Annotated in this window: 19 protein-coding genes and 1 riboswitch; of the genes, 6 read left to right on the top strand and 13 right to left on the bottom strand. The window is 60.9% G+C overall.

Annotation, left to right across the window (positions count from 1 at the left end; genetic code table 11):
- Window positions 1-11: 11 nt before the first annotated feature.
- The 3 genes from Q5H89_RS03995 to Q5H89_RS03985 form a co-directional block, all read right to left on the bottom strand.
- On the bottom strand, window positions 12-1,040 hold the full coding sequence (locus Q5H89_RS03995; protein ID WP_305018010.1) for a homoserine O-acetyltransferase family protein: 1,029 nt from the start codon (window positions 1,038-1,040) through the stop codon (window positions 12-14).
- A 135-nt stretch (window positions 1,041-1,175) separates the two neighbouring features.
- Window positions 1,176-2,561: an O-acetylhomoserine aminocarboxypropyltransferase/cysteine synthase family protein gene (locus tag Q5H89_RS03990; protein WP_305018009.1), complete on the bottom strand. Its 1,386-nt coding sequence runs from the start codon at window positions 2,559-2,561 to the stop codon at window positions 1,176-1,178.
- 461 nt (window positions 2,562-3,022) lie between these two features.
- Window positions 3,023-3,140, bottom strand: a riboswitch (SAM riboswitch).
- Window positions 3,141-3,340: 200 nt separating this feature from the next.
- On the bottom strand, window positions 3,341-3,631 hold the full coding sequence (locus tag Q5H89_RS03985; RefSeq protein WP_305018008.1) for a LysM peptidoglycan-binding domain-containing protein: 291 nt from the start codon (window positions 3,629-3,631) through the stop codon (window positions 3,341-3,343).
- A gap of 177 nt (window positions 3,632-3,808) precedes the next feature.
- Here Q5H89_RS03985 and Q5H89_RS03980 point away from each other — a divergent pair, with 177 nt between their 5' ends.
- Window positions 3,809-4,219 carry a hypothetical protein gene (locus Q5H89_RS03980; protein ID WP_305018007.1) on the top strand — a complete coding sequence of 137 codons (411 nt, stop codon included), beginning with the start codon at window positions 3,809-3,811 and terminating at the stop codon, window positions 4,217-4,219.
- A 29-nt stretch (window positions 4,220-4,248) separates the two neighbouring features.
- On the opposite strand, the gene Q5H89_RS03975 is transcribed toward Q5H89_RS03980, so the two are convergent.
- Entirely contained in the window at window positions 4,249-5,358 is a 1,110-nt protein-coding gene (locus tag Q5H89_RS03975; RefSeq protein WP_305018006.1) for a lysylphosphatidylglycerol synthase transmembrane domain-containing protein, read from the bottom strand.
- Between the two features lie 148 nt (window positions 5,359-5,506).
- Window positions 5,507-8,590 (bottom strand): TonB-dependent receptor domain-containing protein, encoded by a 3,084-nt coding sequence (locus Q5H89_RS03970; protein WP_305018005.1) that lies wholly within the window; start codon window positions 8,588-8,590, stop codon window positions 5,507-5,509.
- 261 nt (window positions 8,591-8,851) lie between these two features.
- Between Q5H89_RS03970 and dxs the strand changes: the two genes are divergently transcribed.
- On the top strand, window positions 8,852-10,792 hold the full coding sequence (dxs, locus tag Q5H89_RS03965) for a 1-deoxy-D-xylulose-5-phosphate synthase (RefSeq protein WP_305018004.1): 1,941 nt from the start codon (window positions 8,852-8,854) through the stop codon (window positions 10,790-10,792).
- Window positions 10,793-10,902: 110 nt separating this feature from the next.
- Window positions 10,903-11,754, top strand: a complete 852-nt coding sequence (locus Q5H89_RS03960; RefSeq protein WP_305018002.1) for an aldo/keto reductase — start codon at window positions 10,903-10,905, stop codon at window positions 11,752-11,754.
- 102 nt (window positions 11,755-11,856) lie between these two features.
- Here Q5H89_RS03960 and Q5H89_RS03955 read toward each other — a convergent pair whose 3' ends face one another.
- A complete protein-coding gene (locus Q5H89_RS03955) occupies window positions 11,857-12,165 on the bottom strand; it encodes a hypothetical protein (protein ID WP_305018001.1) in 309 nt (102 codons plus the stop codon).
- A 356-nt stretch (window positions 12,166-12,521) separates the two neighbouring features.
- Here Q5H89_RS03955 and Q5H89_RS03950 point away from each other — a divergent pair, with 356 nt between their 5' ends.
- Entirely contained in the window at window positions 12,522-13,088 is a 567-nt protein-coding gene (locus Q5H89_RS03950) for a DUF4136 domain-containing protein (protein WP_305018000.1), read from the top strand.
- Here Q5H89_RS03950 and Q5H89_RS03945 read toward each other — a convergent pair.
- The 7 genes from Q5H89_RS03945 to Q5H89_RS03915 all read right to left on the bottom strand — a co-directional run bounded on the left by Q5H89_RS03945 (window position 13,085) and on the right by Q5H89_RS03915 (window position 21,288).
- Window positions 13,085-14,248 (bottom strand): Gfo/Idh/MocA family protein, encoded by a 1,164-nt coding sequence (locus Q5H89_RS03945; protein WP_305017999.1) that lies wholly within the window; start codon window positions 14,246-14,248, stop codon window positions 13,085-13,087. The genes Q5H89_RS03950 and Q5H89_RS03945 overlap by 4 nt on opposite strands.
- Before the next feature lie 80 nt (window positions 14,249-14,328).
- Window positions 14,329-15,210 carry a pirin family protein gene (locus Q5H89_RS03940; protein ID WP_305017998.1) on the bottom strand — a complete coding sequence of 294 codons (882 nt, stop codon included), beginning with the start codon at window positions 15,208-15,210 and terminating at the stop codon, window positions 14,329-14,331.
- Between the two features lie 630 nt (window positions 15,211-15,840).
- Window positions 15,841-17,124: an AAA family ATPase gene (locus tag Q5H89_RS03935; protein ID WP_305017997.1), complete on the bottom strand. Its 1,284-nt coding sequence runs from the start codon at window positions 17,122-17,124 to the stop codon at window positions 15,841-15,843.
- Window positions 17,125-17,148: 24 nt separating this feature from the next.
- A complete protein-coding gene (locus Q5H89_RS03930) occupies window positions 17,149-18,048 on the bottom strand; it encodes a fatty acid desaturase (RefSeq protein WP_305017996.1) in 900 nt (299 codons plus the stop codon).
- A 307-nt stretch (window positions 18,049-18,355) separates the two neighbouring features.
- Window positions 18,356-18,862 (bottom strand): c-type cytochrome, encoded by a 507-nt coding sequence (locus Q5H89_RS03925; RefSeq protein WP_305017995.1) that lies wholly within the window; start codon window positions 18,860-18,862, stop codon window positions 18,356-18,358.
- Window positions 18,862-20,148, bottom strand: coding sequence for a PQQ-dependent sugar dehydrogenase (locus Q5H89_RS03920; RefSeq protein WP_305017994.1), 1,287 nt, complete (start codon window positions 20,146-20,148; stop codon window positions 18,862-18,864). Before Q5H89_RS03920 ends, Q5H89_RS03925 begins: the two co-directional genes overlap by 1 nt.
- 171 nt (window positions 20,149-20,319) lie before the next feature.
- A complete protein-coding gene (locus tag Q5H89_RS03915) occupies window positions 20,320-21,288 on the bottom strand; it encodes a hypothetical protein (RefSeq protein ID WP_305017993.1) in 969 nt (322 codons plus the stop codon).
- A gap of 46 nt (window positions 21,289-21,334) precedes the next feature.
- Between Q5H89_RS03915 and Q5H89_RS03910 the strand changes: the two genes are divergently transcribed.
- Window positions 21,335-22,099, top strand: coding sequence for an alpha/beta fold hydrolase (locus Q5H89_RS03910; RefSeq protein ID WP_305017992.1), 765 nt, complete (start codon window positions 21,335-21,337; stop codon window positions 22,097-22,099).
- 129 nt (window positions 22,100-22,228) lie between these two features.
- Window positions 22,229-23,059 (top strand): hypothetical protein, encoded by an 831-nt coding sequence (locus Q5H89_RS03905; protein ID WP_305017991.1) that lies wholly within the window; start codon window positions 22,229-22,231, stop codon window positions 23,057-23,059.
- Window positions 23,060-23,138 lie beyond the last annotated feature (79 nt).

The following is a 23,138-nucleotide window of genomic DNA, read 5'->3' as shown; positions in this document are numbered from 1 at the left end:
CGGTTGCTTCTCTACTCGGCCAGCTCGGCCGCGTAGAAAGCTTCCAGCGCCTGCGTGATTTTGACGGTTTCGAGCAAGAAGCCGTCGTGCCCGAAGCCCGAATCCAGCTCGGCATACACCGCGCCCGGAATGCCCTCGGCAATGGTGTGCTGCTCGCTGAGCGGAAACAGCACATCGGAGGTGATGCCCAGCACCAAGGTGCGCGCCCGAACGCCAGCCAGCGCCGCTGCCACGCCGCCCCGGCCCCGGCCCAGGTTGTGCGAGTCCATGGCCCGCGAGAGCACCACGTAGCTGTAAGCGTCGAAGCGCGCCACGAGCTTGTTGCCCTGGTAGCGCTGGTAGCTGCTAGCCCGGAAATTGCGCAACACGTCGTCGGTTGGCTCGGTTTGGGTGTTGCCGTAGGCCTCGTAGCCACGGTAGCTGAGCAAGGCCACGGCGCGGGCCGCTGCCAGGCCGGCATCGCCGCCGCCGGGCCGGTTTTCATGGTAAGTAGCGTCGGCCTCGATGGCCAGCCGCTGCGCCTCATTAAAGGCAATGCCCCAGGCCGAGTGCCGCGCACTGGTGGCGATAACCACCAAATGGCCAATGACTTCGGGCTGGCTGGCGGCCCACTCCAGCGCCTGCTGCCCGCCCAGCGAGCCGCCGATAAGCGTGTGAATGTAGTCCAGCCCCAGCTCCTGGCGCAGGGCCTCGTGGGCGGCCACCAGGTCGCGGATGGTGAGCAGCGGAAACGCCTGAAAGCGGCCTAGCCCGGTGGCGGGGTCGGCATCGAGTGGGCAGGTGCTGCCGTAGCACGAGCCCAGCACGTTGGCGCACACGATAAACCAGTCGGCCGGGTCAAAAAAGCAGCCTTCTCCAAACAGCCCCGGCCACCAGTCGAGCACATCGGCATTAGCCGTGAGGGCGTGGCACACCCACACCACGTTGTCGCGGGTGGCGTTGAGCTGGCCCCAGGTGCGGTAGGCCACCCGTGCGCCGGCCAGCACCTCGCCGCTTTCCAGCGGAAACGGGTCGGGCAAGGCAAAAACTAGTTCAGGCATAGCAAGCGAGAAGATAAATAGCTAAAAATGAGCGGCTGGCGTAAAAATCTAGCCAGTATGTACTACTTGCTTTAACAACACAAAATGGTGCCCTGGCAAACCGCCAGGGCACCATTCGCTAACTATCTGCTGCGGCTATACTTCCAGCGGCTGCGCGTGCTCGGCTACCGGCTCCGGAATGGTATCGGTAGCCTCATCCGTGCCCTTGGGCGTGGCCGTGAGGGCGGCGGCCAGGGCCTGCTCCAGGTCGGCTTTGATGTCCTCGAAGTGCTCGATGCCCACCGACAGGCGCAGCAGCGTGGGCGTTACGCCCGAGGCGAGCTGCTCCTGCTCGCTGAGCTGCTGGTGCGTGGTGGCCGAGGGCTGAATGATGAGCGTTTTGGCATCGCCCACGTTGGCCAGGTGGCTGATAAGCTTGAGGTTATCAATGAGTGCCACGGCCGTTTCCTTGGTGCCGTGCAGTGTGAACGAGAGCACACCGCCGAAGCCGCGCTTGAGGTACTTGGCCGCGTTGGCGTGGTGCGGGCTGCTGGCCAGGCCGGGGTAGTTCACGTGCGCCACCTGCGGGTGCTGCTCCAGCCACTGGGCTACTTTGAGGGCGTTTTCTACGGTGCGCTCCACGCGCAGGCTCAGGGTTTCGAGGCCTTGCAGCAGCAGGAACGAGTTGAAGGGGCTGATGCTGGGGCCGAAGTCGCGCAGGCCTTCCACCCGCGCCCGAATGATGAAAGCGATGTTGCCAAACGGCCCGTTTTTGCCGAATACATCGTTGAAAACCAGGCCGTGGTAGCCCTCGCTAGGCTCCGTAAACTGCGGGTACTTGCCGTTGCCGAAGTCGTAGGTGCCGCCGTCTACAATCACGCCGCCCACGCTGGTGCCGTGGCCGCCAATCCACTTGGTGGCCGACTCTACCACGATATCGGCGCCGTGCTTGAGGGGCTGAAACAGGAAGCCGCCCGCGCCGAAGGTATTGTCCACCACCAGCGGCAGGTCGTGCTTTTTGGCCACGGCTGCTACACGCTCAAAATCGGGCACGCTAAAGCTCGGGTTGCCAATGGTTTCGAGGTAGATAGCGCGGGTTTTATCGTCAATCAGCGCCTCAATGCTGTCGGCATCGTCGCCGTCGGCAAAGCGGGCCTCGATGCCCAACCGCTTGAACGCCACCTTAAATTGATTATAAGTGCCGCCGTAGAGGTAAGAGCTTGATACGATATTATCGCCGGGCTGCAAAATGTTATTCAGCGCAATGAACTGCGCCGCCTGGCCCGAGCCCACGGCTAGGGCCGCCACGCCGCCTTCGAGCGCGGCAATGCGCTGCTCAAATACGTCGGTGGTAGGGTTCATCAGGCGGGTGTAGATGTTGCCAAACTCCTTCAGGGCGAAGAGATTGGCACCGTGCTCCGCATTTTTGAACACGTAGCTGGTCGTTTGGTGAATGGGCACCGCGCGCGAGCCGGTGGTGGGGTCGGGCTGCTGGCCGGCGTGGAGTTGCAGCGTTTCGAAGTGCAGGTTTTGAGTGGCCATGAGGCTAGGAGGTTAAAAAGAGTTGTTGCTGAAAATCAGGTTGGAAAAGCAGGCGGGCTGCTGGGGCCGTAGCCCGGCGCCGCGCGGTAAGGGCTAGCGCTAAAAAAAGTAGAAGCTGCGCGAAAAAGCGCTGGTCGAAACGCCGTGCTGTTGGCTTTTTACTTCCTCCTAAAGCGCGTGCCAGATAGGTAAGAATCTGATAAATAGCAACTTGTTTTTAAGCTATTCGCATCAGTTCACCTCATCCAGGGGCTGGGCCGGCTGGCAGAGGCAAGTACCCGCAAAAGGATAAGAAGGGAAAAGGGCCAGGGCTTAGCCTTGGCAACAACAGCACATTCGCATTCGCTGGCACGTGGGGGCCGGGCTGGCCGAAGAGGCTAGCGCAAGGTGTCCGGAACCGCGCACGGCAGTGGCGGAGTAGGAGGGGGCAGCGAAGAAAAACGGATGTGCCATGGGTACTCGGTTTATAGACCCCCGGGCGGCGCGTGGCAGCTGCCGGGGTAGGAATTGGCACCTTTCAGCGGGTGAAGGTTGCCAGCGGGTCAAAGAGCCTAATCTCTCGCCGCTTCTGTATAAAACTTACTAAAACTGCCCCGCCTGCTGCGGGGGAGTACCGGATTGGTGAGCGCAAAGATAGAGCCCGCCCCCAGATGTGCAAGGCCACCCGGGTGAATGCGGAAAATATTTTTTACTGACCTGGCGAAAGCACAGGGCCAACAAGCAAAAAGGCCACCCCAACATTGGAGTGGCTTTTCTCACCTTTTTTCTGCAAAAAGTACCTAGATACTAGGTAGGGTTAACTCCTGACCTACTTCGATGTGGTCGGGGTTACTGCCGATGATGGCCTTGTTGGCCTCGTATATCTGATGCCACTTGGCGGCGTCGCCGTAGTGGTTTTTAGCAATTTTAGAGAGCGAGTCGCCGCTTACTACCGTGTAGGTAGTGCCGGCGGCGTCTGAAGTAGCAGCTTTGTCGCTGTTGCCGAAAAAATCGGTGCCGCCAGCGGCTGGCTGAGCCGGAGCAGCGGGCTTTTTATCACCCTCGTTAGTCAAGAAATCGAGCAAGCCCATGTGACAAGTGCGTTTTAAGTGTGAAAGAAAAGCGGCCGCCGAAAAGCGAGGTGCTTTGTAAGCCTTGTACGCGGCCCCAAAGTGCAGGGTTGCCAAGGATAACCAAAAAAAAAGCAGTGCGTAAGCAGCACCGGGGGCTACCCTGGCCTGCCGTTCACCACTCTTTCTTTTCTCCTTATGAACTTTTCACCAGTATCCTTCCGGTCTTACTTCGCCTCGCTGCTGAGCGTGGTGGCTTTGCTGTTCATCGTGTCGTCGTGCGGCAGCGACAAAGGCAAGGTAGAAGGCGTAAACATGCTGTACGGTACCAGCAGCAAAGCGTGGGTGACCGACAAGCAGACCGACGCCAGCGGCGACAAAGTGAAGCAGGACGATGCGGCCAAAGACCAGGAAATCAGCTTTGCCTCGAATGGCAGCTATTCGGGTTCACAGAGTGGCAAATACGTATTTGACCAGGCTGCCAAAACTATTACGATGACGCCCGATGGCAGCGCTACCAGCAACACCTTTAACATCGAAACCCTGACCGACAACAAGCTTACGCTTGTAGGCACCAGCGGCGCCAAGCTGATGCTGAAAGCCAAATAGCCAAGACTTTAACTAGGGCCTATGCCCGCCTAAAGGCCTCGCTCCGTAACCGGAGCGGGGCTTTTTTTAGGAGCGGCGGGGCCAGCCTGGCCAGCCAGCCAGCGCGGCAGGTAAAGTACGCCCAGGGCCAGGTAGAAGTAGTAGGTAACGATGCGGTAGAGCAGTACCAAGAAGCTCGTCATAGACGCCGAACCCATGAAACGGCCGAAAAAGGTCGGGAACGCGCCTTCGGCAATGCCCGCGCCGCCGGGCGTAATGGCCAGCAGCAGAATGACTTTGTAGGTGATATTGCGGGCGAAGATGAACAGGAACGTGCCCGTGGTCATGGGTGCAAACGCGCCAATGAGGCAGCCGATAACGGCGTAGCGGGCCGTCCACACAAACACGGTGCTGAGGCTAGCGCGCCACCAGTAGGCCGCGCCCGCGCCGCGCAGGTGCGCCGAGGCCAGCACCATTTCCTGGCCCTGGCGGTAGGCTAGCCGCCGAAACCGCCGCAGCACCCGCAGCGAAGCGAGGCGCACCAGCAGGCGGCGCACCGAGCGCGGATTGATAAACAGGGCGTACAGGAGCAGCCCCGAGTAGGCCGAAACTGCCACGTAGCTGAAAATAAAAATGGCCCGTAGCGTTTGCACAAACGCCGATTGCAGGCCGTGCGGGTACAAGCCATCGCCGGCCAGCCACACCACCAGGGGCACCATGAGCACGTAGTACAGGTTGTCGAGAAACGCCGTGACGATGGTGTAGGCAATGGCTTTACCCAGCGGAATACCCTCGCGGGTGAGGATAACCGGGGCCGCCGCCGTGCCGCCCGCCGCCGAAGGCAGTACGCACGAGGCAAACTCCCACACCACAATAACGCCGAAGGCCTGGCGCCAGCTCAGCTCTTTTTCCGAAATGCTGCGAATACGGTAGATGTAGCCCAGGTCGCGGGCCCACAGCACCAGCAGCGTAATAAACAGCCACTGCCATTTGGCGTGCAGCAGCGGGGCGAGGTCGCCGGGCTTGTAAGAGCGCCAGAATAAAAACGCCACCACGCTCAGGCCAATCAGGGCGGGCACCACAATGCGCGAAGGCCGCAGCTGGTGCAGCAGGTCGGCATCGGGGCGGGCCGGAACCGGCGGAGGGGGAGCTATCGGCATAGAAAGTGGAAAAGATAGGACAAAAGTAAGCGTCTCCTTCGGCCCACGCCGCCAACCGTGAATAAGCCATAAAGCAAAAAAGGGGCCTGCCACGACAAACGCGGCAGGCCCCTTTTAATTCAACCAGGCTGGTAGCGGTGCTGGCGGACTAGGGCCGCCCGCCCGGACTGCCGGCCGGCGTGATGCCGCTGGGCGAGGTAGTACCCGGCGAGGGCGGCCCCACCGGCGAGGTCGTGCTGCCGGGCTTCACGGCCGGCGACGCGGCGGGCTTGGTAGCCGAGCTATCAGCAGGCTGCTGGGTGGGCGCGGCCAGGGCCGGGCTAGCCGGCGCGGTGCTACCGGGCGCGGCCGAGGCCGGGGTGCCGGGGTTGCCGGTAGGCTGCGCCGATTGGTTGCGCAGTTGCTGCAGCGAGTCGGCCGGGATGGCGCGGCGTGTCGAGTCGGCCCCGGCCGGGCGAACCCCGGCGGGGCGCTGGCCCGCACCAGGGTAGCCACCGGGGCGCTGGCCACCGGCCGGGCGGGCACCGCCCGCGCCACCAGCGCCGCCGGCACCAGCACCGCCGCCCATTTCGCCGCCGCCAATGCCGCCGCCGGCGTCGCCGCCTTCTTTCAGGTCGTCGTTGTTCACGCCCTTGCCACGGCGGCCAGTGTCGCCAGCCGTGAGCTTGCCGATGCGGTAGCTGAAGTTGATTTTGAAGTTCAGGTTGTGAATAACGTTGCTGCTGTTCTGGCTCAGTACCGGGCCGTTGATGGGCACATTCACGCCGTTGTAGGCGTAGCTGTCCACATAGGGCGTGGCTACGTTGGTGCGAATGTTAATGCTGCCGGTGAAGAAGTTCTCCGCCCCAAAGCCGATGCTGCCGCGCTTCTCGGCAAAGCTCTTTTGCAGGCTCAGGCTGTAGATGCCAAAGCCGCTTTGGGTGCCTTGCAGCTGCACTTGCTGGCCGCGGTAGAAGCCGAAGAGCTGGAGCGAGTAGCTCTTGCCCAGGTCATACGAGCCAAAGGCCCTGGCATTCACCACAAAGCCCTGGTTGCTGGAGTTGTAGAGCTTGCTGTCGTCGTTGTTGCGCAGCACGGCGTAGTACACGTCCACGCTGCCATTGAGCGAAAGCTTGCCCGTGTTGGACCCTGCGAAGAGGCTGCCGCCGTAGGCATTCTCGGTGCCCGCGTTGCGGAAGGTGCTCAGCAAAGCGCCCTGAATGCGGTTGGGGTTGAGCGAGTCGGGCAGCGGCACGCGCACCGTTTGGATGGCGTTGTTGGTGCTGCGCACGAAGGCCGTCAGGTTCAGGTTGACCTTCTGCTTGACGGTGGTGCTGTAGCCTAGCTCAAAATTGTTGGTTTTTTCGGGGCGCAGCTCGGGGTTACCGGCCGAGGCATTCAGCGGGTTGCTAGCCTGCACGTTGGGGTTCAGAAATTGCAGCGACGGGCGCTGAATGCGCAGGTTGTACGACAGCTTCAGCACGTTGCCATTCTCCAGCTTGCGCGAGAGGTTGATGCTCGGTGCCACGATGTAGTAGTTCGGAATATCGGGCTGCGTGTTCACACCGGCGCCGTTGGTGAAATCGGCCGAGATAGAGGTGTATTCGTAGCGCACGCCCGGCTTCACGGTAAAGCCCTTGGGCAGCCCGATGGTGTAGGTGGCGTAGGCGGCCGCCACGTTCTGGCGGTAGCGGAACGAGTTGTTGAGCGATGGCGAGCCGGCAGCCGGCGCCTGCGAAGCATCGTAGAAGTAGCTGTAGTCGCTGTTCACTCGGCGCACAATGTCTTTGGCGCCCAGCTCCAGGAGCTGGTTTTTCACGGTTGGCGTCTGGTAGTCAAGCTGGCCGGTGTATTCCTCGTTGTAGCTGTCGTTGTTGTTGCCGAGCTGGCCCTGGTACTTGCTTTTCGACAAGTCGCTAGGGTCGAAAACGCTGTTGGTGAAGTTGTTCGTCTGGTTGTTGCGGCTAAAGAGCGTCAGCACGCTTAGCTCGCGCTGCTCGGTCTGGTAGGTGTGCGTAAAGTTGAGGCTGGCGTCGACGGTATTCGAGTTGTTGGTTGATACCACGTCGCGCAGCGTGCTAGGCGTCAGCGGGTCGTTTCTGAGAGCGGTGCGGGTCAGCAGGCCATCCTGGTAGTTGTCCGAGTTGCGCACCCCGTAGGCCAGCGAGCCGGCCAGCGAGTTGTGCTTATCGAAGTCGTAGGTCAGGCCTAGCGTGTAGCGCCCAAAGGCATCGTTGCGGCGGGTGTCGGCATTTTGCGCGGTGGTGGTGCGGTCGCCGGCATTTATCGTCCTGGCCGGGGTTGTGCTGGTAGCCGGGATTGTGCTACTGGCCAAGGCCACGCTGGTCTGCGAGTTTTCGAAGCTACCCGGCTGGTTGTAGCTAGCCCGCCCAAAGCCCCCCAGGCTTATCCCAAACTTGTTGTTGCGGTAGTTGCCGTTCAGGCCCAGGTTGGTGCCCCGGTTGCCTACCCCGGTGTTAATACCCAGCGAGCCGCCCTTCAGGTTATTCGTCTTCGTCACGATGTTGATAATACCACCCGAGCCTTCGGCGTCGTACTTAGCCGAGGGCGAGGTAATTACCTCCACCGTCTGAATCTGGTCGGCCGGAATCTGTTTCAAGGCATCGGCCACGCTGCTGGCCGCAATGGTGCTGGGCTTGTTGTTAATCAGCACCCGAATGTTCTGGCTGCCGCGCAAACTCACGTTGCCGTCCAGGTCCACGCTCAGCAGCGGCACGCGCTTGAGCACGTCGGTGGCGTCGCCGCCGGCCGTCGTCTTGTCCACGTCGGCGTTGTAGATGGTGCGGTCCACGCGCTCCTCAATGAGGGGCTTTTTGCCCGTCACCACTACTTCGCCCAGCTTTTGGGCGGCGGCGGCCAGCGCTAGGGTGCCCAGGGCCACGTTGCCCCCGGTGGCGGGCACCGTTACGCCGTTGCGCACCTGCGTGGTGTAGCCGATAAAGCTCACCTCGATGCGGTAGGTGCCGGCCGGCACGGGCAGCACAAACTTGCCGTCGTCGCCGGCCACGCCGCCATTCACGGGGCTGTTGGTGGCCGGGTTGATGACGTTGACGGTGGCGTACGACACGGGCTTGCCCGTGGTCGCGTCGGTTATAGTGCCGCTGATGCGGCCACTGGTGCGCGGCGCGGCGGCCGGGGCAGCGGGGCGGCCCCCCGCCTGCGCCTGGGCCAGTAAGGGGCTAGCGGCAGCCATCGCCAGTAGCAGGGCGGTGGGGAAAGTAGGCTTGTTCATAAAATGCATAACGGCCAAAGTGCGCGAACGGCCCACAATAGTTGCACTGCTAGGCCTGGTTTTTAGCAAATGGTCGGCCGAAGCCTTTCTTCTGCCGACTAAGCCAGCTACAGCGCCGATTGTGCTGGCCCAGCCCGGCGCGTTTTTTGGCGGCGCGGCGCACAACCGCCCAACCGTGGTTGTCGTATCTTTGAGGTCGGCCAGCCAATCTCTTACGCGGGCCCGGCGGTTCGCTACCGCGCTCATTTTCTGCCTGCCCCGATGATAATTGAACCCGGCCCGCTCCTGGCGGCGATAGCCTCGCCCGACGACCTTAAGAAGCTCGCCCCCGAGCAGTTAGTGCAAGTCAGCCAAGAGCTGCGCGAGTTCATTATCGATACGGTGAGCATCTACGGCGGCCACTTCGGCGCCTCGCTAGGGGTCGTGGAGCTATCGGTAGCGCTGCACTACGTCTTCAACACGCCCTACGACCAGCTAGTGTGGGATGTGGGCCACCAGGCCTACGGCCACAAGATATTGACCGGCCGGCGCGACCGCTTTCCCACCAACCGCCGCTACGGCGGCATGTCGGGCTTCCCGAAGCGCAGTGAGAGCCCCTACGATGCCTTTGGCGTGGGCCACAGCAGCACCAGCATCGGGGCGGCGCTGGGCATGGCCGTGGCTTCTGATTACAAGAAAGAGTTTGACCGCCAGCACATTGCCGTAATTGGCGATGGGGCTATGACGGCCGGCATGAGCTTCGAGGCGCTCAACCACGCCGGCGATATTCGTAACAACATGATTGTCGTGCTCAACGACAATTGCATGAGCATCGACCCCAACGTGGGTGCGCTCAAGGAGTACCTAACCGACATCACCACCTCGCGCACCTACAACAAAGTGCGCGACGAGCTGTGGAACGTGCTGGGCAAGCTCTCCAAGTTTGGCCCCAACCCCCAGCAGATTGCCCGCAAAGTAGAGGCCGCTATGAAGGCTACCCTGCTGAAGCAGAGCAACTTATTTGAGGCGTTGAATTTCCGCTACTTCGGCCCCGTCGATGGGCACGACGTGCAGCACCTGGTAGCGGTGCTCAATGACCTGAAATCCATTCCAGGCCCCAAGCTGCTGCACTGCGTGACGGTGAAGGGCAAGGGCTACGCCCTAGCCGAAAAAGACCAGACGCTGTGGCACGCGCCGGGTTTGTTTGACAAGATTACGGGCGAGATTTTCACCAAAGTCCCCTCCACCCCTCAGCCGCCGAAGTACCAGGATGTCTTCGGCCACACGCTGCTGGAGCTGGCCGAGGCCAACGACAAGATAATGGGCGTGACGCCCGCCATGCCCAGCGGCTCGTCCTTGAATATCATGATGGCGGCCATGCCCGAGCGCGCCTTCGACGTGGGCATTGCCGAGCAGCACGCCGTCACGTTTTCGGCGGGGCTGGCCACGCAGGGGTTGGTGCCGTTTTGCAACATCTACTCGTCGTTTATGCAGCGCGGCTACGACCAGGTGGTGCACGATGTGGCGCTGCAAAACCTGCACGTGGTGTTCTGCCTCGACCGCGCCGGCTTTGCCGGGGCCGACGGGCCCACGCACCACGGCAGCTACGACCTGGCCTACATGCGTAGCATCCCCAATGTGGTAGTGAGCGCCCCCATGAACGAACAAGAGCTGCGCAACCTCATGTACACCGCCCAATTGCCTGAAAACGCCGGGCCGTTCAGCATCCGCTACCCGCGCGGCGAGGGGGTGATGCCCGTGTGGCGCACGCCGTTGCAGCGCGTGGCCATCGGCACGGGCCGCGTGGTGCGCGAGGGTGAGGCGGGCGGCGTGGCCGTGCTCAGCATCGGCCACATCGGCAATTACGCCGTGAAAGCCACCGAGGCCCTGGCCGCCGAAGGCCTCAGCGCGGGCCACTACGACATGCGCTTCTGCAAGCCGCTCGATGAGGAAATGCTGCTGGCCGTGGCCCGCCGCTACCGCGCCATTGTGACGGTAGAGGATGGCTGCCTGCCCGGCGGCTTCGGCTCGGCCGTGCTGGAGTTTTTGGCCGACCACGGCCAGCACCTGCCCGTGCGCCGCCTCGGCATCCCCGACCGCGTGGTGGAGCACGGCACCCAGGACCAGCTCTATAAGGAATGCGGCTTCGACGCCGACGGCATTGCCCGGGCCGTGCGCGAATTAAGTGCGCAGGTAACTGCCGCGGCGCTGGCGCTACGCTAGGCCCGCAGCAGCGGGGCCAGCCTCCGAACAAACGCTTTGTTGAATTGTCTTACTGAACGCCACCGGCTAGTTATAGCCGGTGGCGTTCACGCTACTACCTTTTCCACAAAATGGCAACTACCACCTATCCCGCCACCTTCACTATCGGCGGCGACCTTACCGTAAACCGCTTGGGCTACGGCGCCATGCGCATTACCGGCGACGGCATCTGGGGTCCGCCCCAGGACCATGCCGAAAGCATTCGGGTGCTGAAACGCGCCGTAGAGCTGGGCGTCGATTTCATTGATACTGCCGATAGCTACGGCCCCAACGTATCGGAAGAGCTGATTGCCGAGGCGCTGCATCCTTACAACAACGTTGTTATTGCCACCAAAGGCGGCCTGCTGCGCACGGGGCCCAACCAGTGGCCCGTCGATGCCAGCCCCAAGCACCTCGAAGAAGCGCTGCACGGCAGCCTCAAGCGCCTGAAGGTGGAGCAGATTGACCTCTACCAATTGCACCGCATCGACCCGAACGTGCCGGTAGAAGACACCTTCAATTTTCTGAAAAAGGCCCAGCAGGATGGCCTCGTGAAGCACATAGGCCTTTCCGAAGTCGATGTCAACCAGATTAAAAAGGCCCAGGAGTTTTTCCCGGTGGTGTCGGTACAGAATATGTACTCGGTCGATAACCGCAAGTGGGAGGCCGTGCTCGACTATACCCGCGCGCAAAACATGGCCTTCATTCCGTGGTACCCGCTGTCGGGTGGCAACAAGGAGGCCCTGGCCGCCCTCGATACCCTAGCCCAAAAGCATGGCGCCACGCCGCAGCAAATTGCCCTGAGCTGGCTGCTGCACCACTCGCCCAACATCCTGCTCATTCCCGGCACCTCGAAGGTGAAGCACCTGGAGGAGAACATGAAAACGGCCGATATTCAGCTGTCGGCCGAGGATATGGCCTCGCTCGATAAAATCAAGGCCTAGCTAAAAACAGCCTGCGCACCACAGCTGCTGTGCCAGCTTAACCCGCCCCGTTGGCCCCGGCCGGCGGGGCTTTTTGATGGCCGGGCCGCAGCGGCAGCCAGGTTAGCAAGCCAACGGGTTCCAGTGCTGCACCAGCTGCCAGGCGTGTTGCGCCGATGGGCGCTGAAACCGATACTCGTGCTGAATATCGCCGTGCAGCGTCGTCAAAAACGTGGCGAGCGATGCTTTGTCCTGCACGGTTATCGTTACTTCCAGCAGGTCGGTAGAAAGGGCTAGCAGCTGCTGCCAGGCCGCGCTTTCCGTGGGGTGAGGCTGCGCTGAAGGGCGGCGAAGTTTTACCCCTTGCCATTTTTCCGCTATCTGGTACAGAAACTGGCTGAGCGAAGACGACTTGGAATAGGGTTGTGGCAACTGCGTAGTGGTTAGAATGAAGGTTGGATTAGCAATTGAGGAAAATTGCTACTTAAACTTGTTTTTGTTATATATTACCCAGCCAATAGGCCTAGCTACTGTGCAATATTATGAAAAAGTCACATTAATTAGCGGCAATGGCAGCGTTTAATCGGCTAGCGGCTCTTATTTCTAGCTGAACAGTAAGTTTGGGACCATTGAAAGAGCCACTTGTTATCGGCCTCAACAATTGCCCGTTGCCGGGCGTATAGCCAGGTAGCGCACTACGGCGCAGCCGCCCGGCGGCAGTAGGTTCGGGGCTGCTGCATTGGGGCAGCCCACTGCTGATTGTAGCATAGTTCAAACCCGTTTCCGCCATGTTTCCCATCCGCCAGTTGTTGAAAGCCCAGTTGTTTGCGTGCGTGCTGGGGCTAGCCGCCTGCTCTTCGGAGCAGGCTACCACGCGGGTTGACAGCCGCCCGGGCGTGAACCTGACGCGCTACAAAACCTACAATTTCATGGACGAGGCGGCGCGCAACGACTCGGCGTTTATCAACTCGGGCTCCAATATTTTCGACCTCAAGCGGGCCGTGACGCGCGAGCTGGAGGCGCGCGGCTTTCAGAAAGCCGACCAGCCCGACCTGTGGGTGAACCTGGGCCTCGTGACGGAGCAGCGCGTGCAAACCCGGCAGGCCAACTATCAGACCGACGGGGCGCCTTACTACATTGGCCAGCGCAACTACCACTGGCAGGCCGGTGATATTCCGGTGGGCCAGTATCAGGAGGGCACCGTCACCATCGACCTGGTCGATGCCGCCCGCAAAGAGCTGGTGTGGCAGGGCACCACATCCAGTATTTTGTCGCGCACGCCCACCCGCGCCGCCAAGCAGATTGACAAGGGCGTGGCCGAGGTGTTTGCCCGCTTCCCGGTGCCGGCCCGCTAGCGGGCGTTGGTGCGGTCGATAAGCTGCCCGGCATCTTTGGTCGATACAAGCTGGCCGGTTTCGGCGGCGCGGTAAATGGCCGCGAGCAGTTGCACGTCGCGCAGGCCCATCTCGCCGGGCACGCGCGTGGGCTTGTTTTGCAGCACGCACTGGGCAAAATCGTCTAGCTGGGCGGCTTGCTGGTTGATATTGGGCAGGTTGAGCAGGCCGTCATTTTTGCTGGTCTTGCCGGCCAGCCCGCCGTAGCCAAAGGCCGGCTCCAACTCAAACCACCCGCTGGCGGCGTCGGCGCGCAGGCGGCCGGGCATATTTTCGGCGTAGCTGGTGCGGCAGTCGGCCAGGGTGCCGTCGGCAAAGCGCATTTGCCAGCTCAGGCCGGCTTCTACCTCTTTGAAGTAGCCGGTACCCGTTTCGGGCGTAAACTTGGCCGTGACCGAAACCGGCACCTGGCCCTTGGTGTAGAGGCAGCCTTGCAGGCAGTAAATGCCCATGTCCATGAGCGGGCCGCCGCCGCTCAGCTCCTTATTCACCCGCCAAGGGGTGTCGTTGCCAAATTTAAAGCCATTATCGGCCGCTAGGTGGTTGATTTTACCATACGCCTGCGTCTGGCCCAGGCGCATCATGGCCTGGTTGTGCGGCTCGAAGTGCAGGCGGTAGCCCACGCTGAGCTGCTTGCCTGCTTTTTTCATGGCCGCAATCATGTGCTGCGCATCGGCCACGGAGGTAGCCATCGGCTTCTCGCAAATAACGTGCTTGCCGGCTTGCGCCGCCCGCACCACGTACTCGGCGTGCAGGGCATTGGGCAGCACCACGTACACAATGTCAATGGCCGGGTTGTCGATGATGCGGTCGAAGGTCTGGTAGTCGTAGCAGCTTTTGGCCGGAACGCCATACTGCTTTTGCCACTGCGCCGCCTTAGCCGGCGAGCCCGTGACTACGCCGGCCAGCTGGCAAAACCTGGTTTGCTGCAAAGCCGGGGCTAGCTGGCCGGTGCTGTACTTGCCCAGGCCCACCAGCGCCACGCCCAGCTTGCGGCCGGGCGCCAGCCAGCGCAAGGGGCTAGCCAGCGCCGATGAACTCGCCAGGGCTCCACCTGCCCCCAGCGAAAGCGTGCGCATAAACTCGCGGCGCGAAGTGTCAGAAGTCAGCAAGTCGGGCATGTGGAAATGGCGGTTAGCGTGAGGTGGTAAATAGTAGCAATGACAATGTAGCGTGAGCTGAAGCTTACGACACAAACAGCCTACTCGTCCTCCGGAAACTTGCCCATGTTGCCGCTCTCAAAGTCGGCGATGGCCTGCATCAGCTCCTCGTTGGTGTTCATCACGAAGGGGCCGTAGGTGGCGAGCGGCTCCTCAATGGGCGCGCCGGCCAGCACCAGCACTAGGCTGTCTTCGGAGGCCGTGATTTGCACATCGGCCGAGTTCCAGCCCAGCACCACGAGCTGCTGGGTACGGGCGGGGCGGTCGCCGTTCACCAGTACCGCGCCGCGCACCACATACAGGCCCACGTTGTAAGCGGCGGGTAGCGTGAGTACAAAATCAGCACCCTGCTGCAAGTGCAAATCGAGCAGCGTCAGGGGCGAAAACGTGCTGGCCGGGCCAGTAGCCCCGCCGTAGCTGCCCGCGATAACGCGGATACTGCCTTTCCCGTCGGCCAACGGCACGCTCGGGATGCTAACGGCGCGCAGCTCCTGGTACTTGGGCGCCACGAGCTTATCGGCCTTGGGCATATTCACCCAGAGTTGGAGCAATTCCAGGGTGCCACCGCGCCGGGCAAAGTCGCGGTCATACATTTCGGCGTGGCGCAGGCCGGCGCCGGCGGTCATCCATTGCACATCGCCGGGGCCGATGCTGCCATCGTGGCCGGCGGTGTCGCGGTGGGCCAGGTGGCCATCGTACACCACCGTCACGGTTTCAAAGCCCCGGTGGGGGTGGGGCGGTGAGCCTAGCGGCGTGTTGGTGGGCGCAATCTGCATCGGCCCGATATGGTCGATGAGCAGGTAAGGGCTCAGCTGCCGGATGCGCGGCCCCGGCATGGGGCTGGTCACGTCGAAGCCGTCGCCGACGAGCTTCTTGTTGCCATCAATAACCTGGAAAACGCGGCGAAAGGTGGGAGCGGCCATAATGGAGAAATCAAAATGATGTAGGTACAGCCTTCATAAGTCGGGAAGAGGCAAAAGGTTGTACGGCTAGCATATGACAGCACCCGCCCTAGCGAAGAAGAGTTCTCGATTTGCTAACCTTAAACTTGACATTAAGCGTCGGGAAGGCCGTCTTCAACTTGTCTTTCGCCGCTTGCATGGAAATAGTATTAAGCGGACGAATAGGGCGGCGACTCACAAAAGCTATTGCCTCAACCTTGGTTTCCTCTAGAAAAACTCCGTGCCGCTGGAAGCGTCTGATGGTAGGAATAAGTTGATTAAGCGCTTGACCCATGCGTACCGAAACATTAGTCCTTTTGCCAACTGGCATGCCAAGCTTGAACTCGACAAATACTATTGTTTCATTCCAGAAAAAGGCGTAGTCACAGCGTTTGGGTCCTCGGGAGGTGGGGTACAAACATCCATCGACGCTGATAGTGTAAAAATCACGGCCGCTAGGGTTCGCTATTTCAAAGTCGAGGTCAGGGTCGCGAGTACCGGTCCGGTAAAGCGTTAGTTTCCGAATGGGGCAGTCGAAAATGCGCCGCACCGTGCGCGTATGGTGAATGATACACCGCGAGCCGTGGGGATATGCTCGCTCTATGCGAGACTTCATTTCCTGGCAGACTTGGCTTTAGCGGGAGCTTTCTTTTCGGGTACCCGCAAGTCAGTCAGCCGGTCGAATACGTCGGCAAAATGGCCCGATACTTCATCAAGCTGGCTTTCGCTGAGCAGGCCGGTTTTTGTATCAAAAATGGATTTAACACCGCCCCCCGCCACATAGTAGGCGCTGAACTCCTCGGCCTTCAGCCAATACTTCTCGGGAATAATCTTCGCTACTTTCTGGCGCTGATGCGGAAACAGCGTCGCGACTTTGCCCGCATACAAAGCCAGGTTGAGAGCCGACAGCACATAGGGGCTGTGCGTGGTGATGGTCAAGTCATTATCGCCTTGAGTGCATTTCTCCAGTAGCCAGTACACCAAATCGCGCTGGGCGGTAGGATAGAGGTTTAGCTCCGGCTCTTCGATGATGAAGCTTTGCGCCTGCTCAGTGTTGCGGCTCAGGTGCTCTAGCAGCACCAGCAGCGGGGTTACGGATTGGATGCCGCTAGCAGTTTCCAACAACAATAGGGGTTCTTCGCGTCCAGGAATTTTTATACGGTCTCGCCCATCCTGATGTAGGTATTTAATATTTAGAAACGGAATAGCTAATTCAGGTACTTCTTTTTTGGCTTGTAGAAAGCTGTTGGCAAAATGCAATAGAAGTTTTGGTAAGCCTATGTCATCTCTAATCAATCCTGCCCAGGAATACTCTAAAGCTGGAACAAAAACTCTTTCAGAAGTGCAGTACCAAGGGCTTATAGGCGCGACAAATGTAGGGAAGTCTCTTTTTGTCCTTTCTCCCGATTGAAGGTCGCGTAATTCAGCTATCATTTCTGATAATTCACCTACTATTTCTTTCTGAATTTTGTCAAATTCCAATCCTTTTTCTTGCAGTATAATTGCTTCCTTCACTCTTTCATTCAGTATGATTAGTTGTTCTTTTGAAATTATTGGCTTAGTGTTTCGAATGTTATCAAGGGTAATGCCAATGAAATGATTGCCATTCTTGTAATTGATATGAATATAGAATGATTTATAATCGATAAATGTATTGTTAGAAAAGAAATTTAATAAGCCGTGCTCTTGGTATGCTATTTTGGAATCAAATCGAGGGTGGCTAGATTTTTTTGTCTCTCCTACAGTATAGTTTCTGCGATACAGAAAAATATCTTTCAATTTCGCTAGCGTACTCTTGCCCCCGCCCGTTGGCCCGATAAAAATAGTGACGCGCTTAAAGTCCACTGTAGCGTCTTTAATCGGGCCGAAATTCTTGACAATCAATTGTTCGTTCATAGCTCTTAAAATAAGGCTGCAAAGCTAGCCCGCCCAGGGCCAGCGGCGGGTGGGCTGCACCTGGGCCTGGGGCTTCTGGGTATCGGTGCGGCCGGCGGCTTCCACGGCCCAAACTAGGCCTAGTGCCTCCATGCCGCGCACCAGCAGCCAGCCCAGGTCCAGCTCGTACCAGGCGGTGCCCATGCGGGCCGAGCGCGGGTGGGCGTGGTGGGTGTTGTGAAAGCCCTCGCCGAAGCTAAGCACCCCGAGCAGCAGGTTGTTGTAGCCGCTCTCGGCCGCGCCGGCCACGTGGTAGCGGGCGTAGCCCGAGGTGTGCGACACGTAAGTGACGAACCAGTGGCCGAGCATACTCACGACCACGCGCAGGCACACCACGGCGGCCATCGCCTCGAAGCCAAAGGCTAGCCATACCAAGCCGGCCAGGGCCAGCACGTGCAGCACCCAGGTTTTTTCGAGCCACGCCAGCCACGGGTCATGCAGGTCGGCGGGCGGAATGGCGTACACGGTGTCATCGGCCGAGAGCAGAGCTAGGTGATGGTTCCAGTGGTAGTCTTGCCAGATGGGATGGTCGTAGCGGAAGTAGGCGGGGCTAGCGGGTTGGTTCTGCCAGTAGTCGCGGTAATAATGCGATTTCAGCCACGAAATGGGCCCACCCACGCCGGCCTGCACACTCAAATAAGCCAACACGCCGCGCCAGAAGTGCGAAGTCTGGAACGCCCGGTGAATGATGCCTCGGTGCAGCCCCACCGCGTGACCCAGCCCTACCGTGAGCACCGCCAGCCCCAGCGAGGCCAGGCTACGCTGCCAGGTAAGATGCGGCAATCCCCAAACCAGCCCGATGAGCAAATTGCCATAAAGCCAGCAGCCGTGAAACCAGGCGGTGGTGAGGCGGTGCTGAGCCGGCAGCAAAGGGGCGGGGCGCATAAGGCAGGGGCTTATGGTACAGACGGCCTTATAACCGGGCTAGCAAGGGAAAGTATAGGACAAAGGCTAATTTATAGGCAAGTCCTGGGCACGGCTCGCCGCCCGCGTAACCCCACCCCCAGCCCCTCCCCTTTGGGAGAGGGGAGCCACGGCGGGGCTAGCGTGCTCTATCGTCAGGCTCTCCTCTCCCAAAGGGGAGGGGCTGGGGGTGGGGTCTGCGCATGGGGAGCAATAGAATAGTATTATTACAAACAAAAACGCGGCAGCCCCGTTGCCGGAACCGCCGCGTGTAAGTGCTGAAAGGCAATTATCTAGGCAGTGTAGCGCGCACGGCTTTTACCTCGGCTACCTGCACGGCGCTAGCCTTGTTGCCGAAGCTGTTGCGCACGTAGGTAAGCACGTCGGCCACCTGCTGGTCGGTGAGGTAGGCCTGGGCGGGCATGTGCTGCTTGTAGTCGTTGCCGTCGATTTCGATGGGCTCGGCCAGGCCGGCCAGCACAATGTGGGCCAGCTTAGCCTTATCGCCGAGGACATAGCTGGTTTTAATGAGCGGCGGGTTCATATTGGGCACGCCGCCGCCATCGGCCTGGTGGCAGGTAATGCACACGTTTTTGTACACTACCGCGCCGCGCGTGAGGCTGGCCGCCGTGGCCGGGTCGGCTTTGGCAGTGGTTTTTGGCTTGGGGCGGGTAGCCTGGCGGTGCTGGGCACTCAGCGACAGGGTGGCGCCCGTGAGGCCTAGCAGGCCAATGAGCAGCGATTGCCAAATTGCCGGGCGGCGGCGGTTGGGCGTGGCGGAGGAGGAAGCCGGCATTATTTCTTAGCGTTATACACGATGCGGTAGATGGTGCCCTTCGAGTCGTCGCTCACGTAGAGCGAGCCATCCGGGCCCTGAGCGAGGCCGCAGGGGCGGTGGTCGGCGCGGCCGCTGGCCGTTTTGGCTGCCGAGCCCGAGAAATTGTCGGCAAAAACCTCCCACTGGCCGCTGGGTTTGCCATCCTTAAAGGGCTGAAAAACTACGTAATAGCCGGCCTGCGGCTCGGGCGCGCGGTTCCAGGAGCCGTGGAAGGCGATGAAGGCGCCGTTGCGGTACTTGGCCGGAAACATGTTGCCGGTGTAAAAGAGCAGGCCATCGGGGGCCATGTGGCCGGGGTAGGCGGCGGCCGGGTCGATGTAGTTGCCGGTGGCTTCTTTCTTGCCATCGCCACCGTACTCGGGGCCTAGCATTTTCTTGTGCTGGAGCTGGTCGTAGTAGAGGTAGGGCCAGCCGGCATTGTCGCCCTGCTTCACAGCGTACATGCACTCGGCGGGCAGCTGGGCCGACTGCTTCTCGTTGTAGAACTGGGGCCAGTTATCAGAAAGCTGGTCGCGGCCGTGCTGCATCACAAAAAGCTCATTGTCTTGCGAGTTCCAGTCGAGGCCCACCACGTTGCGCAGGCCGGTGGCGTAGCGCTTGCCGTCGGGGTAGCGCTGGTTGAGCTGGCTAGCCTTAAACTGCCAGATGCCGCCCGCCGAGTCCAGAATCGGGCAGTTTGGGATGCCTTTTGAGCCGCGCGTGCGGTCCTGCTCCTGGCAGGCGTTGGCGTAGGCCCCGATGTTCACGTAGAGGTTGCCCGCGTTGTCGAGCACAATAGATTTCGACTCGTGCTGGCTGCCCACTTTCAGGCCGCGCACCAGCAGCTCGCCCTTGCTAGGGTCGGTTACTTCGCCCTTGGCATCGAGCTTATAGCGGTACACGGCGTGGTCGGAGGAGGCGTAGAGGTAGCCATCCTTCACGTACATACCCGTGCCGCCGTAGTCGCCAAAGCCACCCGCCACGGCTGCCTTGCCGCTCGGCTGCGGGCGCAGCTCCAGAATGCCCTTGCCATCCTTTACCTTGTTGAGCTTCACGTAGATGATGCCCTGGGGCGTAACGGCCAGGTGGCGGGCCCGGCCGCCGGTTTCGGCCACTACCAGCGCGCCGAAGCCGGCGGGCAGCTTCAGGCCGGCATTGTTGGGGTCGGGGGCCACCTGCGGGGTAGTGGGCCGGCTGGCCAGCAGCGCCAGGCTACCCACCAGGGCGGGCACGGCGAGCAGGAGGCGAGGGGAAAAGAAACGCATGAGGCTGGAAACTAACGAAGTAAAAAGAACAATAAAATCAACTCTCCCCCAACTGCCAACGGCGGGAGAAGGTTGCGGCCGGGCTAGCCCACCGCAGATACCCACAGACGCTTTTGCCGGGCCGAGGTTGTCTGGCGGGCTGCGTGTTGGGGTAAAAAGCGAGTAAGCTGGCTAGCCCGCTTGCTCACAGCGATGCTTGAGCACCAAGAGAATACGCCGCTGTATTTCGCTCATCACGAAGCCCGTCCAGAGGCCGGCATACCAGTTGAGGTGGGTGCTGAGGCGCTGCTGGCTGTGCAGCACCAGCAGCGTGCGCCCGGGGCCGGCGGGCCGCAGCTCGTAGGTGCCGCGCAGCACGTCGAAAAACCGCCCGCCCACAATCACGTGCTCATCAAACGTGGTGGGCGGAATGGTGGCCGTATTAGGCACAATGCTGAACGACAGTTGTTTCAGGGGCTGCCAGTCGTCCACGGTTTCGATAAACTCGACGCCGCGCTCGAAGGTGGCGTGGCGCACGCCACCCACACCCTCGCGGGTAAGCGTGGCCTCGATAGGGCGCGGAAACCCGATGTCGTCAATCAGGCTGGGGCCCAGGTCGCTAGCCCCGATGGGCGCCACCCGAATGATGTGCTGCCACACCACGGCGGCCGGCGCGTTTATTTCGACGGTGTTTTCGACGCGGCGAAAATCGTTGGGATTGTCGAAGCGGTTTTCGACGCCAATTGCCAGAAAGGGCAGCAGCGCGAAGCCTGCCACAACCAGCGTCTTATCGTGCCGGGGCGGCAGCCGCTCAGCCACGCTCGTGTAAAGCAGCGCGCCCATTGCCGCCAGCACCAGAAACACCGGGCCAATGATAAGGAGGCAGATAAGGCCTTCTAAGTGGAAGATAAGCGCGGTGACGATAAACAGCAGCACGGTGAGCCAAGGAGCGCCGCACAGGCGCCAGAAACTCCGCTCGCCCGAAATAAAGTGCGCGGTGATAGCCCCCAGCGCCAGCGGCATAAGCAGCAAAAAGCTGAGGGTGAGCAGCCCGCCCACGCGGTCGCCGAGGTGGTCGTCGAAGAGGTAGCGCGCAACTAGGGCAAAAAGTAGTCCGCTGCCCGCGGCAAATAAAAAGGGATACCGCTGCCGTGAAATCATACCGTAGTTTTGGCGCACACTTGCCGCCCGCAAGGTAGTATTTGCCATGTCTACCACCCCGCTCCCCACCATTCTGTTCCTGCACGGCTTTGCCGAAAGCCGCGAAGTCTGGACCGAGTTTACGAGGCCCTTCCCGGCCGGCTACCGCCTGCTCATGCCCAACCTGCTGGGCCACGGCACCAACCGCGCGCTCGTGCCCGACTTCTCGATGGAGGCCCAGGCGCGCTACGTGGTGGGCTACCTCGACCAGAAAGGCGCCAGCGGCCCGGTGCTGGTGGTGGGCCACAGCATGGGCGGCTACGTGGCCCTGGCCCTGGCCGAGCGCTACCCCGACCGCGTGGCCGGCCTGGCCCTCATCAACTCCACGGCCCTGGCCGATACCGACGAGAAGCGCCAGAACCGCGAAAAAAACATCGGCTTTGTGGAGCGCCACGGCCTCGAAAAGTTTATGGATAGCTTCGTGCGTCCGCTCTTTGCCCCTGGCAACCGCGACCGCCTGTCCGAGGCCCTGGCCCTGCTCGAAGACATCGGCAAGGCCACGCCCGAGGCTACCATTGCGGGCGCCCTGCGCGGCATGGCCGCCCGCCCCGAGCGCACTGCCGTGCTGCGCACGGCCCGCTTTCCGGTGCTGATGGTGGCCGGCAAGCACGATGTAGCCGTGCCCCTGGCCGACTCGGTGGCCCAGGCCGCGCTGGCCCCGCTGGCCTCGGCCTTGTTTTTGGAAGGCAGCGGCCACCAGGCGTACCTGGAGCAGCCCGAGGCCACGCGCCGGGCGGTGCTGGCGCTGGCCGGCGCGGTGTTCGAGGGCTAAGGCTGGCCGCCCACCGGCTGCTCATCTGTTCTTCAGCCAAGGCGCGGGCCGCTAGGCCGCCGCTAGCTTACCTCGGCCGTAACTTTGAGGTAGCCTTGCGCATTCGGCGAGGTTTTGCTATCCGTTATAATGAAGAAGTATGTACTGCTGGCCAGCCTGCTGGGCCTAGCTAGCGTGGGCCGGGCCCAGCAGGCGCCCATGGCCCCTAATGCTATGCTAGGCGGCGTGCCCCGCCCCGGCCACGACCACGGCGCCGTGTACCTCAACTGGAGCTACAATCGCGACTGGTACACCAAGTCCGATATTCGCTTTAAGAACGATAAGTCAGACGATTACGACTTTACCTTTCACGATGCGGTGGCCCACGACCACCCCAGCATGAGCGACTTCTGGAAGCTCAGCAACCTCACCGTGCCGCAGTACGACTTGTCGGTGGGCTACATGTTTCACGACAAGCACGACCTGGGCATCGAGGTGAGCTGGAACCACCTCAAGTACGTGGTCGATGACTTCCAGACCATGCGCGTGTCGGGCAACATCCGCGGCTTCAAGTTCGACCGCGACACTGTGGTGACGCCCGATTTTGTGCACTTGCAGCACACCAACGGCAACAACTACCTGATGGTGAACCTCGTGAAGCGCTGGCAATTGCTGGCCGGCCGCCACGTCGTGCTCAGCGGCATTGGCAAGGTGGGCGGCGGCCCCATGATATCCTACACTATCTCGTCCATCTTCACCAGCCACGCCGAAGGGCCGTTTCACTACGAAGGCTGGGTGGCCGGGGCTAGCGGTGGCGTGCGCCTGGAACTCTACAAGTATTTTTTCCTGAACACTGATTTTCAGGGCGCTTTCGCCAATTATACCAATAGCTACATCGGCGCCGACCGCCTGGGGCGCGTCACGCACCACTTCGGCTCGGCCCAGTGGATTTACGGCTTCGGCTTCATGGTGCCGCTGTAATTGACTGGGCTGACTTAAAAAGGTCGTCATGCTGAGCGCAGTGAAGCATCTCGCTCAAATCGTCGGGTTACTAACCTAT

It is taken from the genome of Hymenobacter cheonanensis (genome assembly GCF_030581075.1).
In the GTDB taxonomy this organism is placed as follows: Bacteria; Bacteroidota; Bacteroidia; order Cytophagales; family Hymenobacteraceae; genus Hymenobacter.
The sequence above is the reverse complement of the archived record's forward strand: the minus strand, read 5'-3'. Positions and strand labels throughout refer to the sequence as shown.